Source organism: Nonomuraea sp. NPDC047897, from assembly GCF_043204415.1.
Taxonomy (GTDB): domain Bacteria; phylum Actinomycetota; class Actinomycetes; order Streptosporangiales; family Streptosporangiaceae; genus Nonomuraea.
The window spans coordinates 50,730-68,936 of record NZ_JBIDCC010000026.1 but is presented as its reverse complement, the minus strand read 5'-3'; the positions used below and the strand labels follow the sequence as shown (position 1 = coordinate 68,936).

The following is an 18,207-nucleotide window of genomic DNA, read 5'->3' as shown; positions in this document are numbered from 1 at the left end:
CTGAAAGATCTCCCATAACTCATCAGGCACCAGCCGCTGCAGGAACACTTCCACGACCCATACAACGAGCAACCACCAAATGAGTCACGCTCTAAGGAGGCTGCGTGATGTCCCGCATCCGCGCCGCGTTCTGGGATCCGACCGGGAGCCAGTACGGCATCCCCACCTACCCGCGGAAGATGGCCCCGCCCCACCTGCTCACCCTGCGGCAACTTACTGCTGAAGGGCTACGACCCGGCGGGCAGGGCGTACAGGCCCAAGTCCTGTGGCGCTCCCGCCGCCACGGCGCGGCCGGCGTACGTGCCGCTTATCTGTACGACGTGCGGCTCGCCCTTCCCAAACGCACCCCCACCGCCCGCCAGCGCGCCGCCCTCGGCAAGGCCAACGCCGCCCGCCGCACCTGCCCCGAGTGCCTGCGCGATGTCGGCTACGTGCTGCCGCGCCACCTCGGCACCTGCCTCGACTGCGCCGAAGAGGTGGCCGCCGCATGAACGTCACCGAGATCCGCGCCGAACTGTGCGCCCTGTGCGAGCGCATCGAGACCGAGCTGAACAACGAACACAGCAACCGTCAAGACGTGCTCGAAGCAGTCGCCATCGACCTGGACAACCTCATCATCCGCCTGGAGTCCCCGTGAGCGGCCTCACCATCTGCCCACCGGCCGAGGCCGCCGCGCCTCGACTGTCGGTGGTCTCTGCCCCGCCGGTCCTGGTGAGCGACCCGGCAGGCCTGTTCGCGGAGCTGGCACGCCTGGCCCTGCCACTCGGTGAGTACGTGGTGTGCGGCAGCGCCGCCCTGTACGTGCGCGGCCTGCGCACCCGCATGGGCGACCTTGACGTGTTGGCCCGCGGCCCCGCCTGGGCCAAGGTGCTCTCGCTCGGCATGCCGCCGCGTACGGCCCTCTCCGGGTACGGCCTGGTCGTCAACCACCCGCGCGCCGCCATCGAGTTTGTCGACCGCGGGACGCCCGGTTGGCCGACTGACTACCTGATCGACTCCGCCGACCTGATCGACGGCATCCCGTTCATGCGCCTGGGCGACGTTCTGGCCTGGAAACAGCGCGCCCGCCGCCCCAAGGACCTGCCCGACATCGCCGCCGTGCACCGACTACGCCGCCTGTGGAACGGCGACTCGACCCCCGCCCACACCACCAAGTCCGACTGGAGGAAAGCATCATGACCACCGCAATCCCGACCCCCGAGCCGGGACCGGAAGACATCTCCCGCGCCCTGGCCGAGATCGAACACCACCTGTTGGAGCCGACATCGCCGTACCCGCCGCCCGCCGACCCGGACGACCCGGAAGAGGCCGGCCAGACCAAGCGCGTGCGCCGGTTGCGCGCCGAGGTCGCCGAGGCCCGTGCCCTGGCCGCGCTCCAGACCGACAACACGCCCCTGTTGCTGGACACGCCCCGGGTGCGCCGGCGCCGCAAGAAGGCCCACGAGGCCGCCCGCCTGCACCGGCTCGGCCGAGACCCCGAGATGCGCGCCTGGCAGGCCGCCCGCATGCGGCGCTTGCTGACCACCGCCCTCATGGTCGCCCTGGCGCTGGCGCTGGCCTGGTCCACCGCCGGCGTGCAGCACTTCGCCGCCGAGGGCGCCCCCGCCTGGTCGCCCGGCTGGATCTTCGCATGGCTGGTCGAACCGTTCATGTCCATTGCCCTGCTGGGCATCGTCGGGGCACGTGCCTACCTCGGCACCCAAGGGCAGCCGCTCGATAACCCCAAGCTGATCCGCATCGAGTACCTGTTCCTCGGGCTGACACTCGGTATGAACGCCTGGCCCTACCTGCCCTGGACCGACGACGACTTCACCATCTCCCGACTGGTGTTGCACACCCTGGGACCGATCGTGGCTGTGGCCATCGTCACCGCCCTGCCCATCATCCTGGCCGCGTTCGCCCGGCTCGACCCCACCCGCGAAACCCCCGCCGACCGAGGGCTTACCGGCCTTACGTACAGCGCGAACACCGGTGATCGGGTAAGGCTCATCAGTCCTGAGGTGGCCGCGCTGATCGAACGCGCACAGGTGCTCATCGCGGCCGGCACTCTGCCCGCCGCCCCGAGCGCCTACAGGATTCAGCGCGCACTCAGGTGCGGCATGGACGACGCCCGAGCCGTCCGTGACGCCCTCGCTCAGGAGGCCGCGTGATGACCTTCCGCGCCAGCCTCCTCCTGGCCACCAAGTGGGCTGAGGACTGGAAGCCACGGCTCGCGCCATCTACGGGGTTTGAGTGGTCACGCACCAACTCGTACTGGGAGGGGCGCGCGATCATCGGCGGTCGTGTCTCCAAGAATCACCAGAACGTCGTACTCACCGTGAATCATCTTCGCCAACCCATCGCATGTGACGTGCAGGGCGCGGACCCAATCCGCCAAGACCAGTCCGCGCCCTGCCACCCCGCCCGCTGCAACGCACACGAGGTGATCCCATCATGACGCATGACCCGTTCAACCCCACCGACCAGCCCGAACCGACCACGAGCGACGACACGGCGGCCACCGCTCCCGAGCCCGCCGCCGAGGCCGACGACGGCAAGGACGCGGACATCGTCCACCTGGACGCCGCCCGCGCCGGCCGCCACCCCTACGCCCCGGCAAAACGCCCCGACGACGACCCCGAGCCGACCAGCCCGGCCCCCGCTGCCGACAGTACGATCCTGGAAGGCCAGGTCGTCAGGGTTGACCAGCCGGGCAAGGAGGACCGCGACTGGCGTGCCGAGCTGGAAGCCAAGATGCGCACCCGCCGCCCGGTGGTCCCGCTGTGGCTGCGCTCGCGCGCCGAGGCGCTGCAAACCCTGACCTGGCTCGGCAAGCACTACGGCCACGTGGCCGCCTACCAGGCCACCCGCACCCCGCTATACGCCGGCCGGCTGGCCTTCCGCTCCCCGCGCGGCCTGGCCCGGCTGGTCGGCGGCATGGTGCGCTGGACATTCGACCTGGAAGGCGAGCCGGTACGGGTGGCCACCGTGCAGAAGGCCGACCCCGAGGTGTACCTGAAGCTGTCGCGTCAGCGCGACTCGCGCGTCCGGCTGAGGGTTCCGATTGCGCTGGTGGTGCTGGTCACGCTGCTGATCACGGCCATCATCGTGGCCAACCAGCCGGCCGCCGTGCAGTGGGGCGCACTCGCCGTGGCGCTGGCCGCTCTCGGCATTCTCGGCAAGCCCGCCGACCGCCCGCTGATCGAACGCGCCGTACTGGCCTCCACCGTGGAAAAGCTGACCAGCGACATCGTCATCCGCGCGCTGACCTCCCTTGGCATCGCCGGCATCACGCAGGCCATGTCCAAGAACCCCAAGGAGGCTATCCGGTTCGTGGCCCCGATCACCCGCGACGGCCCCGGCTGGCGCGCCGACATCGATCTGCCCTACGGCGTGACCGTGGGCGACATCCTCGACAAGCGCGACCGGATGTCCGGCGCGCTACGTCGCCCGCTCGGCTGCATCTGGCCCGAGGGCGACCCCTCCATCCACGAGGGACGACTGATCCTGTGGGTAGGCGACAAGGACCTATCCAAGACCATCGTCAAGTCGCCCCTGCTCAAGGCCACCTCCCACGACCTGTTCAAGGGCGTCCCGTTCGGCAACGACCCGCGCGGCCGGCTGGTCACCGTGCCGTTCATCGAGCACAACATGCTGATCGGGTCCCTGCCCGGCCAGGGCAAGACCGCTTCCGTGCGCGAGCTGGCCGCCGGCGTCATGCTCGACCCGACTGCCGAAGGCTGGTTCCACGAACTGAAGGGCACCGGCGACCTCGACCCGTTCGAGAAGGTCTGCCACCGCTACGTCTCCGGGATTCAAGACGAGGCCATCGCCTACGCCGCCGACTCGCTGGCTTTGCTGCGCAAGGAGGTCATGCGCCGCACGGCAGCGCTCAAGACGGTGCCGCCGGATCTGTGCCCGGACAAGAAGGTCACCCGGCAGATCGCCGACAAGCGCTCTCTCGGGTTGCACCCGCTGGTGGCCATCTTCGACGAGTGCCAGAACCTGTTCGCCCACCCTACGTACGGGGCAAAGGCGGGCGAGGATGCCGAGTTCATCATCAAGCTGGGGCGCGCCCTCGGCGTGATCCTGATCCTGGCCACCCAGCGCCCGGACAAAGACAGCCTGCCCACCGGCATCTCGGCGAACGTGTCCATCCGGTTCTGCCTGCGGGTGGCTGGCCAGACCGAGAACGACATGATCCTCGGCACGTCCGCCTACAAGAATGGCATCCGCGCCACCATGTTCGTCCCCGGGCCTCCGGACAAGGGCGGCGACGCCGGCACCGGATACCTGATCGGCGCGACCCCGATGCCCAAGGTGGTCAAGTCGGCCTACCTGGACACGCCACAGACCCAGCTCATCGCCGATCGCGCCTACGCGCTGCGCAAGGCCGCCGGCACCCTGTCCGGGCACGCCCTCGGCGAGACGCCCGAACAGCTCACGCCGAGCTATGACCTGCTGGCCGACATCCTGGCCGTGGTGCCCGCGTCCGAGGCCAAGGTGTGGAACGAGGTCGTTATCGCCCGCCTGGCCGAGCTGCGCCCCGAGGTCTACGGCGCCTGGGATGCGTTGGAGGGCGGAGCCAAGACGGCTCAGCTCACCACCGCGCTCAAGCCGTACGGAGTGCGCACCATGCAGGTGTGGGGCACCCCCGAGGGCGGCGGCAAGGGCGCCAACCGCATCGGCATCGCCCGCGACGACATCCTGACCGCCGTCACGGAGAGTGACAAGCGGCGGGGTTCCGGGGCGGCTTCCTAACCGCCCGATCGCCTCTAGATCTAGAGGCCACACCCTCTAGGTCTAGAGGTTCCCCTAGACCCGAAAGCCGCCCTCTACCAGGGATCTAGCTCCTAGACCCTGACCTGCGGCAACCCCTGAAAACCGGCCTGGAGGCCACCGTGGCAACCATCATCTCCCTGCTAGTCGTCTGCCTGCCAATCGTCACTGTCTGTTACATCAGTTGGTGTTACGCCTCCCCGTGGGGCACCTGCCGACGCTGCGCCCCGGGAGGCAAGAACCGCACCTGCCGCGCCTGCGAGGGCACCGGCATGCGGCCCCGCCTCGGCTGGCAGCTCTACGTCTACCTCCGCCGCCTGCACCACGACGGCACCCGCTAACCGTCATGCCGCCCATCGCGTGCGAGTCATGCGGCAGCCACCGCTGCGCCCGGGAAACCCACGGCGCAAGTCGCCACTTCGACGCCGTGACCATCACCTACCGGTGCGACGACTGCGGCGAACAGTTCAACGTCTGGCTCTGATCGCACCAACCCACACCCACCTCCCGGTCTGAAAGGAAACCGCCATGTCTGGCGAGACCACGATCACCATCATCGGCAACCTGACCGCCGACCCCGAACTGCGCTACACCCAAACCGGCGCCGCCGTGGCCGGCTTCACCATCGCCTCCAGCCCGCGCGTCTACAACAAGAGCATCGAACAGTGGGAGGACGGCGAGCCGCTGTTCATGCGCTGCTCTGCCTGGCGCGACCTCGGCGAGCACGTCACCGAATCCCTGACCCGCGGCACCCGCGTCATCGCCACCGGCAGGTTGCGACAGCGCACGTTCGAGACCGGCGACGGCGACCGCCGCACGGTCATGGAGATGACCGTGGATGAGATCGGCCCCTCGCTGCGGTTCGCCACCGCCCGGCCGGTCAAGGCCGCCCGCGGCAACGGCCAGCGCAACAGCAACGGCGCCCCGGCATCGCCCGGCGCCTTTGATGACCCCTGGGCCAGCGCCACCCCGGCCCCGGTTGGGGCGGCGGGTGGCAACGGCGACGAGCCCCCGTTCTAAACCGCTTCGTCCATGGCCGCTTTGGGACGGCGGCCGGCCCCACCATGCCACCGCCGTCCCGAAGCACCCCACCCGGAAGGAGCCGCGTTCATGCCATCACCCGCTCTGGCCCCGGTGCGCACTGATGACCAAGCCTCGCTGTTCACCGTCACCACCGACCTGGCCGGCACCGCGGTATCGGGCGTGCCCTACCAGGCCACCGACCCCGCCGCCAGCGATGCCGAACTCCGTGGTGACGGCTATGGCTGGCTGGCCGCCGCGCTGCCCGCCCCACGATCACCCGCCTGCCCGACGTGCCACCGCCCGGCCGTGCTGCCTACCGCCGCGCCGGTGCTGTGGACCTGCCCGTACTGCCACCCCACGGAGGCACGATGACCACCCCGCCCACGACACCCGCCACGGTGCCCACCGTGTCAGGTTCGGCGGCCTGCTATGTGCGCGAGCACGCCGGTCACACCATGACCATCCACAGCCCTGCCAGGTTCGAGCTGGCCGCGTTCGCCCGCTTCACCGCAGGTGAGGCGATGCTTGGGCTGGATGTCGAGACCAGCGCCATCGACGACAAAGGCCCGCGCCAGTTCGACGCCGCCTTCACCGTCCGGTTGGTCCAGTTCGGCTCACCTGCCGAGGCGTGGGTCCTTGACCCGTCCGACCCGACCCAACGGGCCGCCATCTATGCCACGCTGGCCGATCCCGCGCGCCGGTTCGTCACCCACACCACCTACGACCCGCTGGCCGTGTGGGCAGCGTTCGGCATCGCACTTGGGCAGCGTGTCATCGACACGCACCTGCTCTCCAAGCTGATCGACCCGGACGAACGTGCCGGCCACGGCCTCAAAGAGCTGACCGGCCGCCACCTGGACGACGGCCTGAAGCACGCCGAGGCCGCCTTGCACGCCCGGATGCGCGCCCTGGCGCCGGTCGGGCACCGCGCCGGCAACGCCTGGCTGACCTGGGGCTGGAACCACCTCCCGGCCACGGACGAAACCTACGTCGTCTACGCCGGCCTGGACGCCGTCTACGTGCGCCGCCTGCTGCCGGTGCTGCTGCGGCACTGCCTGGACTTCACCCACCTCGTGCGCATGGAGCAATGGCTGGCCGCACGCGCCACCGGCATCACCATCCGCGGCCTGCTGCTGGACCGGCCCTACACCACTGCGTTGCTCGACCAGATCCGAGGTGAGCACCACGCCGCCGAGACCCGCATCCACCAGACACTCGGCTTCCCCGGCGGCTCACCTCGCTTCGCCGCCTGGTTGGACGACCAGCTCAGGGCTGCCGGTGTCACCGACCTGCCGCGTACCCCGACCGGCCGCCTCCAAGTCACCGCCGACACCCTCACCGCCCTGACCGACCGGCACGCCGGCGCGCTGCCCCCGCAGGTGCGTGAGCTGTTGGCCGCCCGGCAGGTTATGGCCCGCACGTCCAACCTGATTGCCAACCTGACCGCGTTCCTGCGTGCCGCCGACACCGCCGGCCGCGTCCACCCGCAGATCAACACCCTTCGGGCGAAAACCGCCCGCATGTCCATCACCGGTCCCGCGTTGCAGACGCTCAAGAAGCATGACCCGCGGCTACGGCACTGCTTCCGCGCCGACCCCGGCCACGTGCTCATCTCGTGCGACTTCTCGCAAGTGGAAGTCCGGGTGGCCGCCGCCCTGTCCGGTGACCCCACCTTGCGGCGGGTCATCGCCTCGGGTACCGACATCCACGACGCCACCGCCGCGCTCATGTATGGCCCTGGCTACACCAAAGAGCAACGCACCATCTCCAAGCGGTGCACATTCGGCACCCTGTACGGCGGCGGCGCTACCGCGCTGGCCGGCCAGACCGGCGTCACTCCCGAGGTCGCCCGGCAGGTCATCGACCGGTGGCAGTCCACCTACCCGCGCGTGATCGCCTACACCAAACGCCTTGCCGGTCAGTCAGAGGTGATCACCCCGAGCGGTCGGCGCATCCCCGCCGACCCCGCCCGCGGCTACGCCAATGGCAACTACATGGTCCAGTCCACCGCCCGTGACCTGCTGCTGGCCGCCGTCTACACCTTCGCCACCGCCCACCCCGAGGCCAAGCTGTGGCTGTTCGTCCATGACGAGGTCATCATCCAAGCCCCCGAGCATGACGCCGGCCGGCTGCGCGATGCCCTTCAGCAGGCCATGACGACCACCTTCCGAGGAGTGCCCATCGTGGCCGAGGCCGAAGTCCTCGGCACCCACTGGGGCCACCTGCCCGACGACATGGGCAGCCAGCCCGCGTCCTTCGCCGCCTCAACTCCCGCCCTAACCGCTCCTGGAGACCCCGATGGGACGTCGCTACGCCACTGATCAGATGGACATGCTGCCCGGCATGCCCGACGCCGTCACCAAGCAGCCGACTAAGGCGCCTCAGCCGCCGCCGGCCCGCACCCTGGAGGAGGCGATCCAGCGCAGTCACGACATCATTGCCGAAGCCCTGGACCGCTATCCCATCGTGGCCCGCCAAGCGCTGTTTTCCGGCGGCAACGACTCCTCGGTGTTGCTGCACCTGGTCCAGCGCTACCTGGACTCCTCGCCGCATGACGCCGTCGTGCACGTCAACACAGGCATCGGCATCGAGGAAACCAGACAACACGTTCGGGACGTGGCCCGGGGCTGGAATCTGCCGCTTCGAGAGCTTCACCCACGCGACTCTTACGCCGACCTCGTGCAGGGGCGGATCTTGGCCCGCACCGGCCCCAACGCCGGCAAGCGCGCCGTGTGGGTCGGCATGCCCGGCCCCGGCGGGGACTCCCACAAGGTCATGTACCGGCGACTCAAGGATGAGCCGTTGCAGCGCAACCGGGCTGCCATCATCGGCAGCCGAGGCCGGCGCGAGAAGGTGCTCTACCTGGCTGGGATGCGGTGGGACGAGTCCGACCGGCGCATGCGCAACGCCGAAGAGATCGATCCTGAGGGCGGCATCATCTGGTGCTCACCCATCGTGCACTTCACCAACGCCCAGATGGCCGAATATCGCGCCAGGTTCCACCTGCGGCGCAACCCCGTCTCCGAGCACCTGCACATGTCCGGAGAGTGCTTGTGCGGTTGCTTCGCCAAAGAAGGCGAACTAGAGGAGATCGAATTCTTCTACCCGAAGACCGCCTACTACATCCGAGGCTTGGAGAAGAAAGTCCAGGCCGCGGGCATCGCCGCATGCAAGTGGGGACAGCGCCCACCCGGCAGCCGCGACACCACCAAACCCGGCACCATCGCCGGCCGGCTGTGCGGCAAGTGTCCCAGCCGCCCCGGCCAAACCGACCTGATGGACCTGTGGACCAAGCAGGGCCTGCTGACCCCAACGTGTCCGCCCGCACCCGCACTTCCACAAGCCGCTTAGACACCCTCCGCCAGCCCGGGCGCCATCCCCCAACTGGTGGCCCCTACCGACCATCCGACAAGCCACCAGTTGGGGGAAGTCTCGCCCGATCAAGCCCGTAACCTGCGCAAGCGAAAGGCGCGATGATGGACGACCTGCTCACCGCCGCCACGGCCGCCGCCCGGCGTGGCTGGCACGTCTTCCCGATCACTCCAGGCGGGAAATATCCGGCCCGCGGCTTCACCCGCTGGGAGCACAACGCCACCACCGACCCGAACCGGCTGGCCACCTGGTGGCGCCGCGCTCCCTACAACGTCGGCATCGCATGCGGCCCTTCTGGGCTGCTGGTCATCGACCTGGACCTACCCAAACCCGGCGAGCAACCGCCGGCCGCCTACGCCGCACGTGGCCTGGCCACCGGAGAGCACGTCTTCCGCGATCTGTGCGCCGAACACGGCCAGCCCTACCCCGACGACACCTTCACCGTGCGCACCCGCCGCGGCGGCACCCACCTGTACTTCACCGCCCCGCCCGGCCTGGACTTGGGCAACACCACCGGCCGGCGCGGCAACGGCCTGGGCTGGCTCATCGACACCCGCGCCCGCGGCGGCTACGTCGTCGCCCCCGGCAGCCACGTGGCCGCCCGCGACGGCACCGGCCCCTACACCCTCACCCGCGACCGGCCGCCCGCCCCACTACCCGGCTGGCTGGCCGCCGCGCTCACCCCACCGCCACCGCCGCCCGCCACAACGACAATCCCGGAGCTGCTGGCCAGCCTGCCCGCGCGCCGGCTGTCGGCCTACGGCCACGCCGCCCTGACCGGCGAAGTCGAACGGGTGGCCACCGCCCCGGACGGAGGCCGCAACCGCGCCCTGAACCTGGCCGCCTGGAAACTCGGCAAGCTCATCGCCCGCGGCGCGCTACCCCGCGACCTGGTCGAACACGCCCTACAGGCCGCCGCCGAGACCGCCAACCGCCACAGCCGCGACCCCCGGCCGCCCCACACGCTGGCCGCCGTCATCGGCTACGGCATCGACGCCGGCATACGCGCCGCATGAACCGCAACCCGCCGCCTCAACCCGACCAGGGAGACACACCATGAGCCAACGTCACCCGCCCGCCGGCGCCGACCTGCTCAACCAGCTCCGCGCCGCCATGACCCGATACGTCATCCTGCCCAGCGCCGAGGCCGCCGACGCCGTCACGCTGTGGATCGCCGCCACCCACGCACAACCCGCCTGGCCCCACGCCCCGCGCCTGGTCATCCGCGGCCCCGAAAAGCGCTGCGGCAAATCCCGGCTCCTCGACATCGTGGAGGCCACCTGCCACGAGCCGTTCATCACCGTCAACTCCACACCCGCCGCCGTCTACCGCTCCATCACCGACGATCCGCCGACCCTGCTGGTCGATGAGGCCGACACCATCTTCGGCCCCAAAGCAGACGGCAACGAGGACCTGCGCGGCCTGCTGAATGCCGGACACCAGCGCAACCGGCCGGCCAAACGCTACGACGCCAACGCCAACCGTGTCGAGTCCATCCCGACCTTCGCCATGGCAGCACTGGCCGGCATCGGCGCCATGCCCGACACGATCGAAGACCGCGCCGTGGTCATCCGCATGCGCCGCCGTGCCCCCGGCGAGAACGCCGCACCCTACCGCCACCGCCGCGACCGCACACCGCTTCGCGGACTGGCCGACCGCCTCAACCGATGGCTGCGCGCCGACCTGACCGCCCTGGAGAAGGCCGAACCTGCCATGCCCGTGGAAGACCGCGCTGCCGACACCTGGGAACCCCTGATTATCGTTGCCGACCACGCCGGCGACACTTGGCCCGACCGCGCCCGCGCCGCCGCCCTGGCCCTCACCGCCGAGGCCGACGATAACGGCCGGCCCTCCCCGGGGCTGCGCCTGTTGAGCGACTGCCGCACCGCGTTCGGCACCGACACCGCCATCCCGACCGCGCTCCTGCTGGAACGGCTCAAGGCCAACCCGGAATGGGGCTGGAACGAGCACGGTCCCACTGGGCTGACCGCGATGAAGCTCGGCACCATGCTGCGCGAGTACGACATCCGATCAGACACCATCCGATTCCCGCGACCGATCGGACAAGTCAAGGGCTACCATCGGGCGGATTTCGCCGATGCATGGGCGCGCTACTGCCCGGCCGCCGAGCCCTCACCGGCCGGCGACGATCAAGCGCGCGAGCCTGCCGAAGACGGCGATGTCGTGCCCTTTGCCAGGGGAAGCCGTACCAGCCGTACCAGCCTCAACTCCGCAGGTCAAAGCGGTACGGCTTGCACCCCTGGTACGGCTTAAGCCGTACCACCCAAAAAGCCGTACCGGCTCTGACCAGCAAAAACGAGGCTGGTACGGCTGGTACGGCTACCCCCCTCAAAACCGGCCCTTGCGCCCGCCTGATCGCCCTCGGCGACAGCCACCAACACGACGCCGAGGCCACCCGCTCCGCTCCGATCACACGCCCGGAAGGAACATGCCAGATGGCTGCCACCGTCACCCGTCTTCACGCAATGCTCACCCTCCCTGAGGTCTGCGCCGAACTCCAGATCTCCCGATCCACCTTCTACGACTGGCGGCAGAAAGGCCGTGCCCCACGCTGCATCAAACTGCCGAACGGCGACCTACGCATCCGGCGCGCCGACCTCGATAGCTGGCTCAACGCCCGAGAGGACGCCGCCTGATGAAGGACATTACCTACGACGTGCGCATCTACAAGACCGAGATCTACAAGGGCAAAAAGGCCAATACGTACTACGTGCGATGGAAAGCCGGAAGGGTGTGGCGAAGGCCCTTCCGGAAGGCGGCGCAGGCAGACACGTACCGAGGGGAACTACAGGCCGCCGCGCGCAAGGGAGAAGCGTTCAGCCTGCTCACTGGCGAGCCCGTGAAGTGGAGCCGTACCGTGCGGCCCGAAATGACGTGGTACGAGTTCGCCTGCAAGTTCGCCGACTTCAAATGGAAAGCCGCCTCGGCGAAGTACCGGCAAGATATCGCCCGCGCTCTTACCGCAGCGACACCCGCCATGCTCGTGAGCGACAAAGGCAAGCCCGCCGACCTTGAGCTACGCACGGCCATGCGCCGATGGGCGTTCAACACTAAGCAACGAGACGAAGCACAGGAGGAAACTGCGGAGGTGCTGGCGTGGCTGGCCAAGCACACCAGGCCGGTTTCCGATCTCGCCGAGGCCGCCACCCTCCGCGGCATGCTCGATATGGCAACCTCGCGTCTGAACGGCAAACCGGCCGCCACGAGCACAATTCGCCGCCACAAGACCATCCTTCAAAACGCGCTCGATTACGCCGTAGAGCTAAAGCTCTTGGACTCGAATCCGATCAAGTCGCTCAGATGGAAGCCACCCAAAGTCACCTATGAAGTAGATAGACGCAGCGTGGTCAACCCCACGCAGGCGCGCTGCCTTCTCGCCGAGGTCGAAGCGCAGAAACCCAGCGGAAAGCGGCTCGTGGCGTTCTTCGGCGCGATGTACTACGCCGCGCTTCGCCCAGAGGAAGCCGTCAACCTCAGAGAGGACAACATCATCATTCCCGAGCTGGTCAAGAACGCCGAGACGGGACAGATGGAAGAACCCGCCAACGACTGGGGAGAACTGCACTTCGCCAGCGCGGCCCCGTTCGCCGGCCGCGAATGGACCGACGATGGCAGCCTGCGCGAGGAACGCGCCCTCAAGCACCGCACAGAGGGAGTGATACGTATCGTTCCTTGCCCGCCACCGCTCACCAAGCTGTTCCGCGCCCACCTCGCCGAGTTCGCCCCCGGCCCCGGGGAACGCCTCTTTACTGGCATACGCGCCAGCGAACTGCCCTACATCACCTACCGGCGCGTATGGAACAAGGCACGCGAGAACGCCCTTACCGACAAGGAGGTACGGTCCCCCTTGGCCAAGCGGCCCTACGACCTGCGCCACGCCTGCGTCTCGACCTGGCTCAACGCAGGCGTCCCGGCCACACAGGTAGCGGAGTGGGCAGGTCACAGCGTGGATGTCCTCCTCAGGATCTACGCCAAGTGCATCGTTGGCCAAGACGAGGCGGCGAAGCGCCGCATAGCTGACGCACTCCGCGATGAGTGATCGCCAGGCCGCCACGAACGTGCGCACGTATTTGGCACAGGTACCCGCAAACGCTCGGCGAGAGCCGTAGACAGCCGGACACGAAGAACCCCCGCCCCAGCACAACAGTGCAGGTCAGGCGGGGGTTTTGGCTGTTCTGGAGAAGTAGGGCGGGTGGGACTTGAACCCACGACCCACGGATTATGAGTCCGATGCTCTGACCGGCTGAGCTACCGCCCCTGGATTCAGTTGTCACGGTGAGGCGATGCCCACGCGCACGCTAAGGCTAGAGCATGGGGTCCCGCCGTGCCGCCTCGCACATCATTCCACGGTCCCGGGAGTTGATCGAGCCGGTCTTCGGTGCGTACGCCCAGGGCATAGCGGGTAGCTTCGCGCGGTGGGCGTGCGGCTGGTGTACGAGACCCATTCGATCACCGTGGACAACGAGGCGGGGATCGCCACCGGGTGGCTGCCTGGGGAGTTGTCGCGGGCGGGGCGGGAGGCGGCCGCCGAGCTGGGGGCGCGGCGGCGGGACGTGGACGTGGTGTACGCCTCGGATCTGCGGCGTGCGGTGCAGACGGCGGAGATCGCGTTCGGGGGTGGCAGGGAGGTCAGGCTCGACGCGCGGTTGCGGGAGTGCGGTTATGGGGTGTATGACGGGCGGCCGGTGCGTGAGGTGGCGGAGTTGCGGCGCCGGCACATTGACAGGCCGTGGCCGGGCGGGCAGAGCTACCGGGAGGTGGTGGCGGCGACGGAGGCGTTCCTGGAGGAGGTGTTGCGGGCGGAGTGGCAGGGGTGTTCCGTGCTGGTGATCGCGCACTCGGCGAACCGGTGGGCGTTGCAGTATCTGCTCGACGGGGTGCCGCTGGAGGAGTTGGTGGGGGGCGCCGTTCGCGTGGCGGCCGGGGTGGGAGTTCCTGCTGGGGTGAAGGCTGGGTGGCGATGCGGGTTGGGGTACGACACGCTGGGGTGGGGGCCGGTGGGGTGGGGGGTCATGACACGGTGCCGAAGCCGGTGTTCCTGACCAGCCAGTCGCTGTAGACGAGGCTGCGCCGTACCGCTTCGGCGTGGGCCTGGCGGGCCTGGGAGAGCACCCAGGCGGCGTCGGCGGCGGTGGGGTGGCGGCCGAGGAGGTGCCGCCAGCGCAGTGGCGTGCCGGCCAGCGGCAGCATGACGAGTCCCGCCGCGGGCTGGTGGGTGGCCTGGCAGAGCGCGACGGCGCGGCCGACCTGGGCGAGGTGGATGCAGGTGGACACGTCGGTCTCGTAGATGGTGCCCGGCGTGAACCCGGCACGGGCGCAGGCGATGGCGAAACAGTCGGCGAAGCAGCCGTCGCAGGGGGTGACCGCCCACTGCTGGTCCGCGAGGTCGGCCAGCGCCACCTCCTTCTCCGCGGCCGCCGGGTGGTGCTCGCTGACCAGGACGAACACGGGATCCACGCTGACGGTCTCCCACGGCAGCGTTCCGGCGGGGGCGCCGCTGTCGCCGCAGGCGCCGATGAGCGCGAAGTCGAGGCGGCCGAGCTCCACCCGGCTGACCAGTTCGTGTGCGGACCAGCTCGTGTACGTGGTGACGGAACGTTCGGTGGCGAGCCGGTCGACGAGGCCGCCGAGGATGGGCCCGTGGGTGGCGCCTATCCGGACCCCCGGGGAGGGGGCGTGGACGAACCGGGCCGCCTCGTCCTGCAGTTCCTGCGCGGCGGGCAGGAGCACCCGGGCCCTGGCGATGACCAGCTCGCCGAGGCGGGTGGGCCGGGCGCCGTGCCGGTCGCGCTCGAACAGGGTGCCGCCAAGGGCCCTCTCGATGCGCTTGAGCTGGGCGGTCAGGGCCGGCTGGGCCAGCCCGAGCAGAGCGGCGGCCTTGCTCACACTTCCCGCGTCCGCGATCGCGCGGACGATTCTGAGGTGCCTGAGCTCAAGGTCCATAACCGGAAGGTAAGGCGGTCTTTCCCGCCCGACAATGCCTTATGTCAGGAAATGTGACTGATATTGTCGAGCTCCTTCCGGGGTAGGGGGTTCCCATGACGACGATGGGCATTGATCCGAGAGACCTGGACGACGACGACCTGCTGCGTGAGCTGCGGCAACTGCACGCGACCCGGACCGACACCCTGCTGCACGGCTCGGACGACGCGCTGGCGCGGCACACATCGCGGACGAACGAGCTGGAGAGCGAGTACCTGCGCCGCTGTCCCGAGCGCGACGTGGATCCCGGCCGCCTGCGCGAGGGAGCGAGGCAGCGCTGATGGCCCGCGACCACGACGTGCAGGCCCTGTCGGACGTCGACATCCACGTGTACGAGGCGGTCGCCTCGGACGCGGTGGGCGGGGATCCCGCGGAGCTCGGCGCGCTGGTCCGCGCGACCGGGCTGGGGGAGGACGACGTACGGCGGAGCCTGACCACGCTCATCGAGCAGGGGTACGTGGTGCCGAAGGGCGACAGGTTCGGTCTGGGCCCGCACACCTTCGGGCTGGAGTACTAGGAGCCGGTCCGCCGGGGTTCACGCCGCGGGGGGATGCCCGCCGCGGTGAGCTGGGCGGCCGGGGACGGGGCGCCGCGCCGGTTGTCGATCTCCAGATGGGGCACGGCGGGCGGCACGTCCACCATGATCGCCTCCAGGAACGCGTCGAAGGCCGCCAGCTTGCCCGCGTCCCTGTCGAGCCCGCGCCTCCGCAGCCGCTCGCGCAGCGTCTCGCCGTCCGAGCGCACCCACAGCAGGCGCACCGGCGGGCCGCCCAGCTCCGCCACCCATCCGGCCCACCGCTCCGCCGCGTGGACCTGCCCGGTGAACGGTCCGTCGAGCAGCACCGGACACCCGTGGCCGCGGATCTGCCGGGCGAGCCGGGTCAGCCCGGCGTACTCGTGCCGCTTGACATGCTGGTCGTACCAGGGGCCCTCGCGTTCGCTGTACGGCCTGCCGTGGCCCGCGAGGACCGCGGCGACGAAGTCGCCGTAGACGGTGTCCTTGTCGAGCAGGGCGGGCACGGGCGACAGGCGGGCGAGCAGTTCGGCCGCGACGGTGGACTTGCCGGCGCCCGGCGGCCCGCTGACCACCCACACCGTGCCGGGGCGCGTGTTCACGGTGCCCGTGCGCGTCAGGCGTAGCCGCTGGTCAGCCAGCGCAGCGGGTTGTCGTGCGTGATCAGCCGGATGACGTCCTCGCCGGCGCCGGCCTCGCGCAGGCGGGGCAGCAGCTCACGGAACAGCAGCCCGTAGCCGGGCCCGCCGTACTTGGTGACCTGGGCGATCCGGCTCAGGCCGGTGCTGAGCAGCAGCCGCTCGGCGTGGCCCTCCTCGACGAGGTCGAGGGCGATCCTCGCGGCCCGCTCCACGCCCGCGCCGAGCGCGGTCACGCTCACGTACGCGCCCGCTTCGGCGATCTTGCGCGCGGTGGGCACGTCGGCGCCCGCGTAGCCGACGCTCACCCGCGTGCCCGGCACCCCGTTGCCCAGCAGGAGCTCCAGCATGCCGAGGCCGTCGCGGCCGTGGGTGGCGACCGGCAGGCGGGTGGCCACCGACGCGCGGGCGGCGGCGACGAGCGCGCGCTCCTCGGCGGGCGTCGGTGCGGCCGCCCAGCAGCCGACTTCGCCGATCACGCCGGGGAACACCCCGGTCCCGTCGAGGCCGTCGGAGATCTCCCGCATGAGCGTCGCGGTGAGCGTGTCCACGTCCGCGTCGCGGATCTCGGTGAACGGCTCGGCGAACAGGCCCGTCCCGGCGATCACCGGTACCCGGCTCGCCGCGGCGACGCGCGCCAGGGCGGCGGCGTCGCGGCCCATCCCGGCGGAGGTCAGGTCGACGACGAGGTTCAGCCCCTCGGACTGGCGTACCTCGTGCAGCTCGGCGGTGACGGTGTGCTCCTCGTCGAGCCATCGGTGCGGGTCGGAGTCGATGCCGACCGCCCAGCGCATGTCGGTGCGCAGGTGCTCGTGGGGGAGGACGGCACCCTCGACGGAGGCGGCGCGGACGGGGCCGGTGACGGTGCGAAGCATGACCTCGGGCATAGGAGACATTAACCGATCGGTGGAGGTATCCGCAGATTTGAGCATCAGATTTTACTTGTGTCCGAGTTTGCGGGTCATGACCCTTCTGGCCGTCCTCGCCCGGCGGATGGGCCGTATTCTTGGGAAGCACATCGAACGTCCGGGGGTACCGTGCCGATCCAAGATTCCGACACAGGGGACGCCGACGTGGTCAAGGACGAGGCCGCGGGGCGGTCCGGCATGCCACGGCGCCGCACCGGCCTGCACGGCTGGCTCGACGGCATCCGATCCACCCGCACGGGGGCGCTCACCCTCAAGATCGTGATCGGGGTCATCGGCACGATCATGGTGGTCGGCGGGCTCATCATGGTGCCGTTCCCCGGCCCGGGCTGGCTCGTGGTGTTCGCGGGCCTGGCCGTGCTGGCCACCGAGTTCCACTGGGCGCACCGGGTGCTGGAGTTCGGCAAGCGCATGCTGCACGCCTGGACCGAGTGGTACAAGCGGCAGGGCTGGACGGTGCGGATCATCGTGCTCGTCGTGACGGTGTGCGCGGCGACCGCCATCGTCTACTTCGGGATGAAAACCCTCGGCATCGACCTGCTCATGTACGCCCAGCGGTTCGTCTGATCACAGGTAGAGCCCCGTGCCGTGGTCGGTCTCCTGGGTGGCCACGGCGTGCAGGTCGCGCTCGCGCATGACGAGGTAGGTCTGCGCGTGCAGCTCCACCTCGAACTGGTCCTCAGGGTTGAGCAGCACCTTGTCGCCCACCTTGACCGAGCGCACGTTGGACCCGACGCCGCATACCTCGCCCCAGGCCAGCCGGTTGGCCAGCTTGACCGTGGCCGGGATGACGATCCCCGAGCCGCTGCGCCGCTCCTCGGCATTCTGCTCCAGGCGGATCATCACGCGGTCGTGCAGCATCTGAATCTCGAACTTGGGCTGTTCCACGGGTCAAGTTTACGATCCGCCGCGACGCCGTCGCCCTGCCGTACGCGCCGGACGCGCCGTACGCGCCGGACCCGGGTCGCCGCCG

The 18,207-nt window shown here is 69.7% G+C and carries 23 protein-coding genes and 1 tRNA gene; 19 read left to right on the top strand and 5 right to left on the bottom strand.

Annotated features, from left to right (window positions below; genetic code table 11):
* Positions 1-107: 107 nt before the first annotated feature.
* The 15 genes from ACGF0J_RS36905 to ACGF0J_RS36835 all read left to right on the top strand — a co-directional run bounded on the left by ACGF0J_RS36905 (position 108) and on the right by ACGF0J_RS36835 (position 13,213).
* Positions 108-491, top strand: coding sequence for an RRQRL motif-containing zinc-binding protein (locus ACGF0J_RS36905; RefSeq protein ID WP_393153749.1), 384 nt, complete (start codon positions 108-110; stop codon positions 489-491).
* Positions 488-637, top strand: coding sequence for a hypothetical protein (locus tag ACGF0J_RS36900; RefSeq protein ID WP_393153739.1), 150 nt, complete (start codon positions 488-490; stop codon positions 635-637). The genes ACGF0J_RS36905 and ACGF0J_RS36900 overlap by 4 nt, the downstream gene beginning before the upstream one ends.
* Positions 634-1,179, top strand: coding sequence for a hypothetical protein (locus ACGF0J_RS36895; RefSeq protein WP_393153737.1), 546 nt, complete (start codon positions 634-636; stop codon positions 1,177-1,179). The genes ACGF0J_RS36900 and ACGF0J_RS36895 overlap by 4 nt, the downstream gene beginning before the upstream one ends.
* Positions 1,176-2,150, top strand: coding sequence for a hypothetical protein (locus tag ACGF0J_RS36890; RefSeq protein ID WP_393153735.1), 975 nt, complete (start codon positions 1,176-1,178; stop codon positions 2,148-2,150). Before ACGF0J_RS36895 ends, ACGF0J_RS36890 begins: the two co-directional genes overlap by 4 nt.
* Positions 2,150-2,437, top strand: a complete 288-nt coding sequence (locus ACGF0J_RS36885; protein WP_393153747.1) for a DNA sulfur modification protein DndB — start codon at positions 2,150-2,152, stop codon at positions 2,435-2,437. Before ACGF0J_RS36890 ends, ACGF0J_RS36885 begins: the two co-directional genes overlap by 1 nt.
* Positions 2,434-4,740, top strand: a complete 2,307-nt coding sequence (locus tag ACGF0J_RS36880) for a cell division protein FtsK (RefSeq protein ID WP_393153733.1) — start codon at positions 2,434-2,436, stop codon at positions 4,738-4,740. The genes ACGF0J_RS36885 and ACGF0J_RS36880 overlap by 4 nt, the downstream gene beginning before the upstream one ends.
* A 140-nt stretch (positions 4,741-4,880) precedes the next feature.
* Positions 4,881-5,099, top strand: coding sequence for a hypothetical protein (locus tag ACGF0J_RS36875; protein WP_393153731.1), 219 nt, complete (start codon positions 4,881-4,883; stop codon positions 5,097-5,099).
* Positions 5,100-5,286: 187 nt separating this feature from the next.
* Positions 5,287-5,778, top strand: a complete 492-nt coding sequence (locus ACGF0J_RS36870) for a single-stranded DNA-binding protein (RefSeq protein ID WP_393153729.1) — start codon at positions 5,287-5,289, stop codon at positions 5,776-5,778.
* A gap of 90 nt (positions 5,779-5,868) precedes the next feature.
* A complete protein-coding gene (locus ACGF0J_RS36865; protein WP_393153727.1) occupies positions 5,869-6,153 on the top strand; it encodes a hypothetical protein in 285 nt (94 codons plus the stop codon).
* Positions 6,150-8,102, top strand: coding sequence for a DNA polymerase (locus ACGF0J_RS36860; RefSeq protein WP_393153725.1), 1,953 nt, complete (start codon positions 6,150-6,152; stop codon positions 8,100-8,102). The genes ACGF0J_RS36865 and ACGF0J_RS36860 overlap by 4 nt, the downstream gene beginning before the upstream one ends.
* On the top strand, positions 8,080-9,132 hold the full coding sequence (locus ACGF0J_RS36855; protein WP_393153723.1) for a phosphoadenosine phosphosulfate reductase family protein: 1,053 nt from the start codon (positions 8,080-8,082) through the stop codon (positions 9,130-9,132). The genes ACGF0J_RS36860 and ACGF0J_RS36855 overlap by 23 nt, the downstream gene beginning before the upstream one ends.
* 122 nt (positions 9,133-9,254) lie before the next feature.
* Positions 9,255-10,169, top strand: a complete 915-nt coding sequence (locus tag ACGF0J_RS36850) for a bifunctional DNA primase/polymerase (RefSeq protein ID WP_393153721.1) — start codon at positions 9,255-9,257, stop codon at positions 10,167-10,169.
* A 40-nt stretch (positions 10,170-10,209) separates the two neighbouring features.
* On the top strand, positions 10,210-11,427 hold the full coding sequence (locus ACGF0J_RS36845; protein ID WP_393153719.1) for a DUF3631 domain-containing protein: 1,218 nt from the start codon (positions 10,210-10,212) through the stop codon (positions 11,425-11,427).
* Between the two features lie 182 nt (positions 11,428-11,609).
* A complete protein-coding gene (locus ACGF0J_RS36840) occupies positions 11,610-11,810 on the top strand; it encodes a helix-turn-helix transcriptional regulator (protein ID WP_393153717.1) in 201 nt (66 codons plus the stop codon).
* Positions 11,810-13,213 (top strand): tyrosine-type recombinase/integrase, encoded by a 1,404-nt coding sequence (locus ACGF0J_RS36835; protein WP_393153715.1) that lies wholly within the window; start codon positions 11,810-11,812, stop codon positions 13,211-13,213. Before ACGF0J_RS36840 ends, ACGF0J_RS36835 begins: the two co-directional genes overlap by 1 nt.
* A gap of 145 nt (positions 13,214-13,358) precedes the next feature.
* On the opposite strand, the gene ACGF0J_RS36830 is transcribed toward ACGF0J_RS36835, so the two are convergent.
* A tRNA-Ile gene (locus ACGF0J_RS36830) sits at positions 13,359-13,432 on the bottom strand.
* Between the two features lie 157 nt (positions 13,433-13,589).
* Between ACGF0J_RS36830 and ACGF0J_RS36825 the strand changes: the two genes are divergently transcribed.
* Positions 13,590-14,216: a histidine phosphatase family protein gene (locus tag ACGF0J_RS36825; RefSeq protein ID WP_393153713.1), complete on the top strand. Its 627-nt coding sequence runs from the start codon at positions 13,590-13,592 to the stop codon at positions 14,214-14,216.
* Here ACGF0J_RS36825 and ACGF0J_RS36820 read toward each other — a convergent pair.
* Entirely contained in the window at positions 14,185-15,117 is a 933-nt protein-coding gene (locus ACGF0J_RS36820; protein WP_393153711.1) for a LysR family transcriptional regulator, read from the bottom strand. The two genes, ACGF0J_RS36825 and ACGF0J_RS36820, sit on opposite strands and share 32 nt — an antisense overlap.
* 104 nt (positions 15,118-15,221) lie before the next feature.
* Here ACGF0J_RS36820 and ACGF0J_RS36815 point away from each other — a divergent pair, with 104 nt between their 5' ends.
* Entirely contained in the window at positions 15,222-15,437 is a 216-nt protein-coding gene (locus ACGF0J_RS36815) for a DUF6158 family protein (protein ID WP_393153709.1), read from the top strand.
* A complete protein-coding gene (locus ACGF0J_RS36810) occupies positions 15,437-15,673 on the top strand; it encodes a hypothetical protein (RefSeq protein WP_393153708.1) in 237 nt (78 codons plus the stop codon). Before ACGF0J_RS36815 ends, ACGF0J_RS36810 begins: the two co-directional genes overlap by 1 nt.
* Here ACGF0J_RS36810 and ACGF0J_RS36805 read toward each other — a convergent pair.
* The gene (locus ACGF0J_RS36805) at positions 15,670-16,272 is read right to left on the bottom strand and encodes an AAA family ATPase (protein WP_393153707.1); all 603 of its coding nucleotides are present in this window, start codon (positions 16,270-16,272) and stop codon (positions 15,670-15,672) included. The two genes, ACGF0J_RS36810 and ACGF0J_RS36805, sit on opposite strands and share 4 nt — an antisense overlap.
* A 14-nt stretch (positions 16,273-16,286) precedes the next feature.
* Positions 16,287-17,183 (bottom strand): aryldialkylphosphatase, encoded by an 897-nt coding sequence (locus ACGF0J_RS36800; RefSeq protein WP_393153706.1) that lies wholly within the window; start codon positions 17,181-17,183, stop codon positions 16,287-16,289.
* A gap of 162 nt (positions 17,184-17,345) precedes the next feature.
* Between ACGF0J_RS36800 and ACGF0J_RS36795 the strand changes: the two genes are divergently transcribed.
* Complete coding sequence (locus tag ACGF0J_RS36795) at positions 17,346-17,801, top strand: TIGR02611 family protein (RefSeq protein ID WP_393153705.1); 456 nt, start codon at positions 17,346-17,348, stop codon at positions 17,799-17,801.
* Here the strand turns inward: ACGF0J_RS36795 and ACGF0J_RS36790 are convergent, their stop codons facing one another.
* Entirely contained in the window at positions 17,802-18,122 is a 321-nt protein-coding gene (locus ACGF0J_RS36790; RefSeq protein WP_393153704.1) for a GroES family chaperonin, read from the bottom strand.
* Between the last annotated feature and the right edge of the window lie 85 nt (positions 18,123-18,207).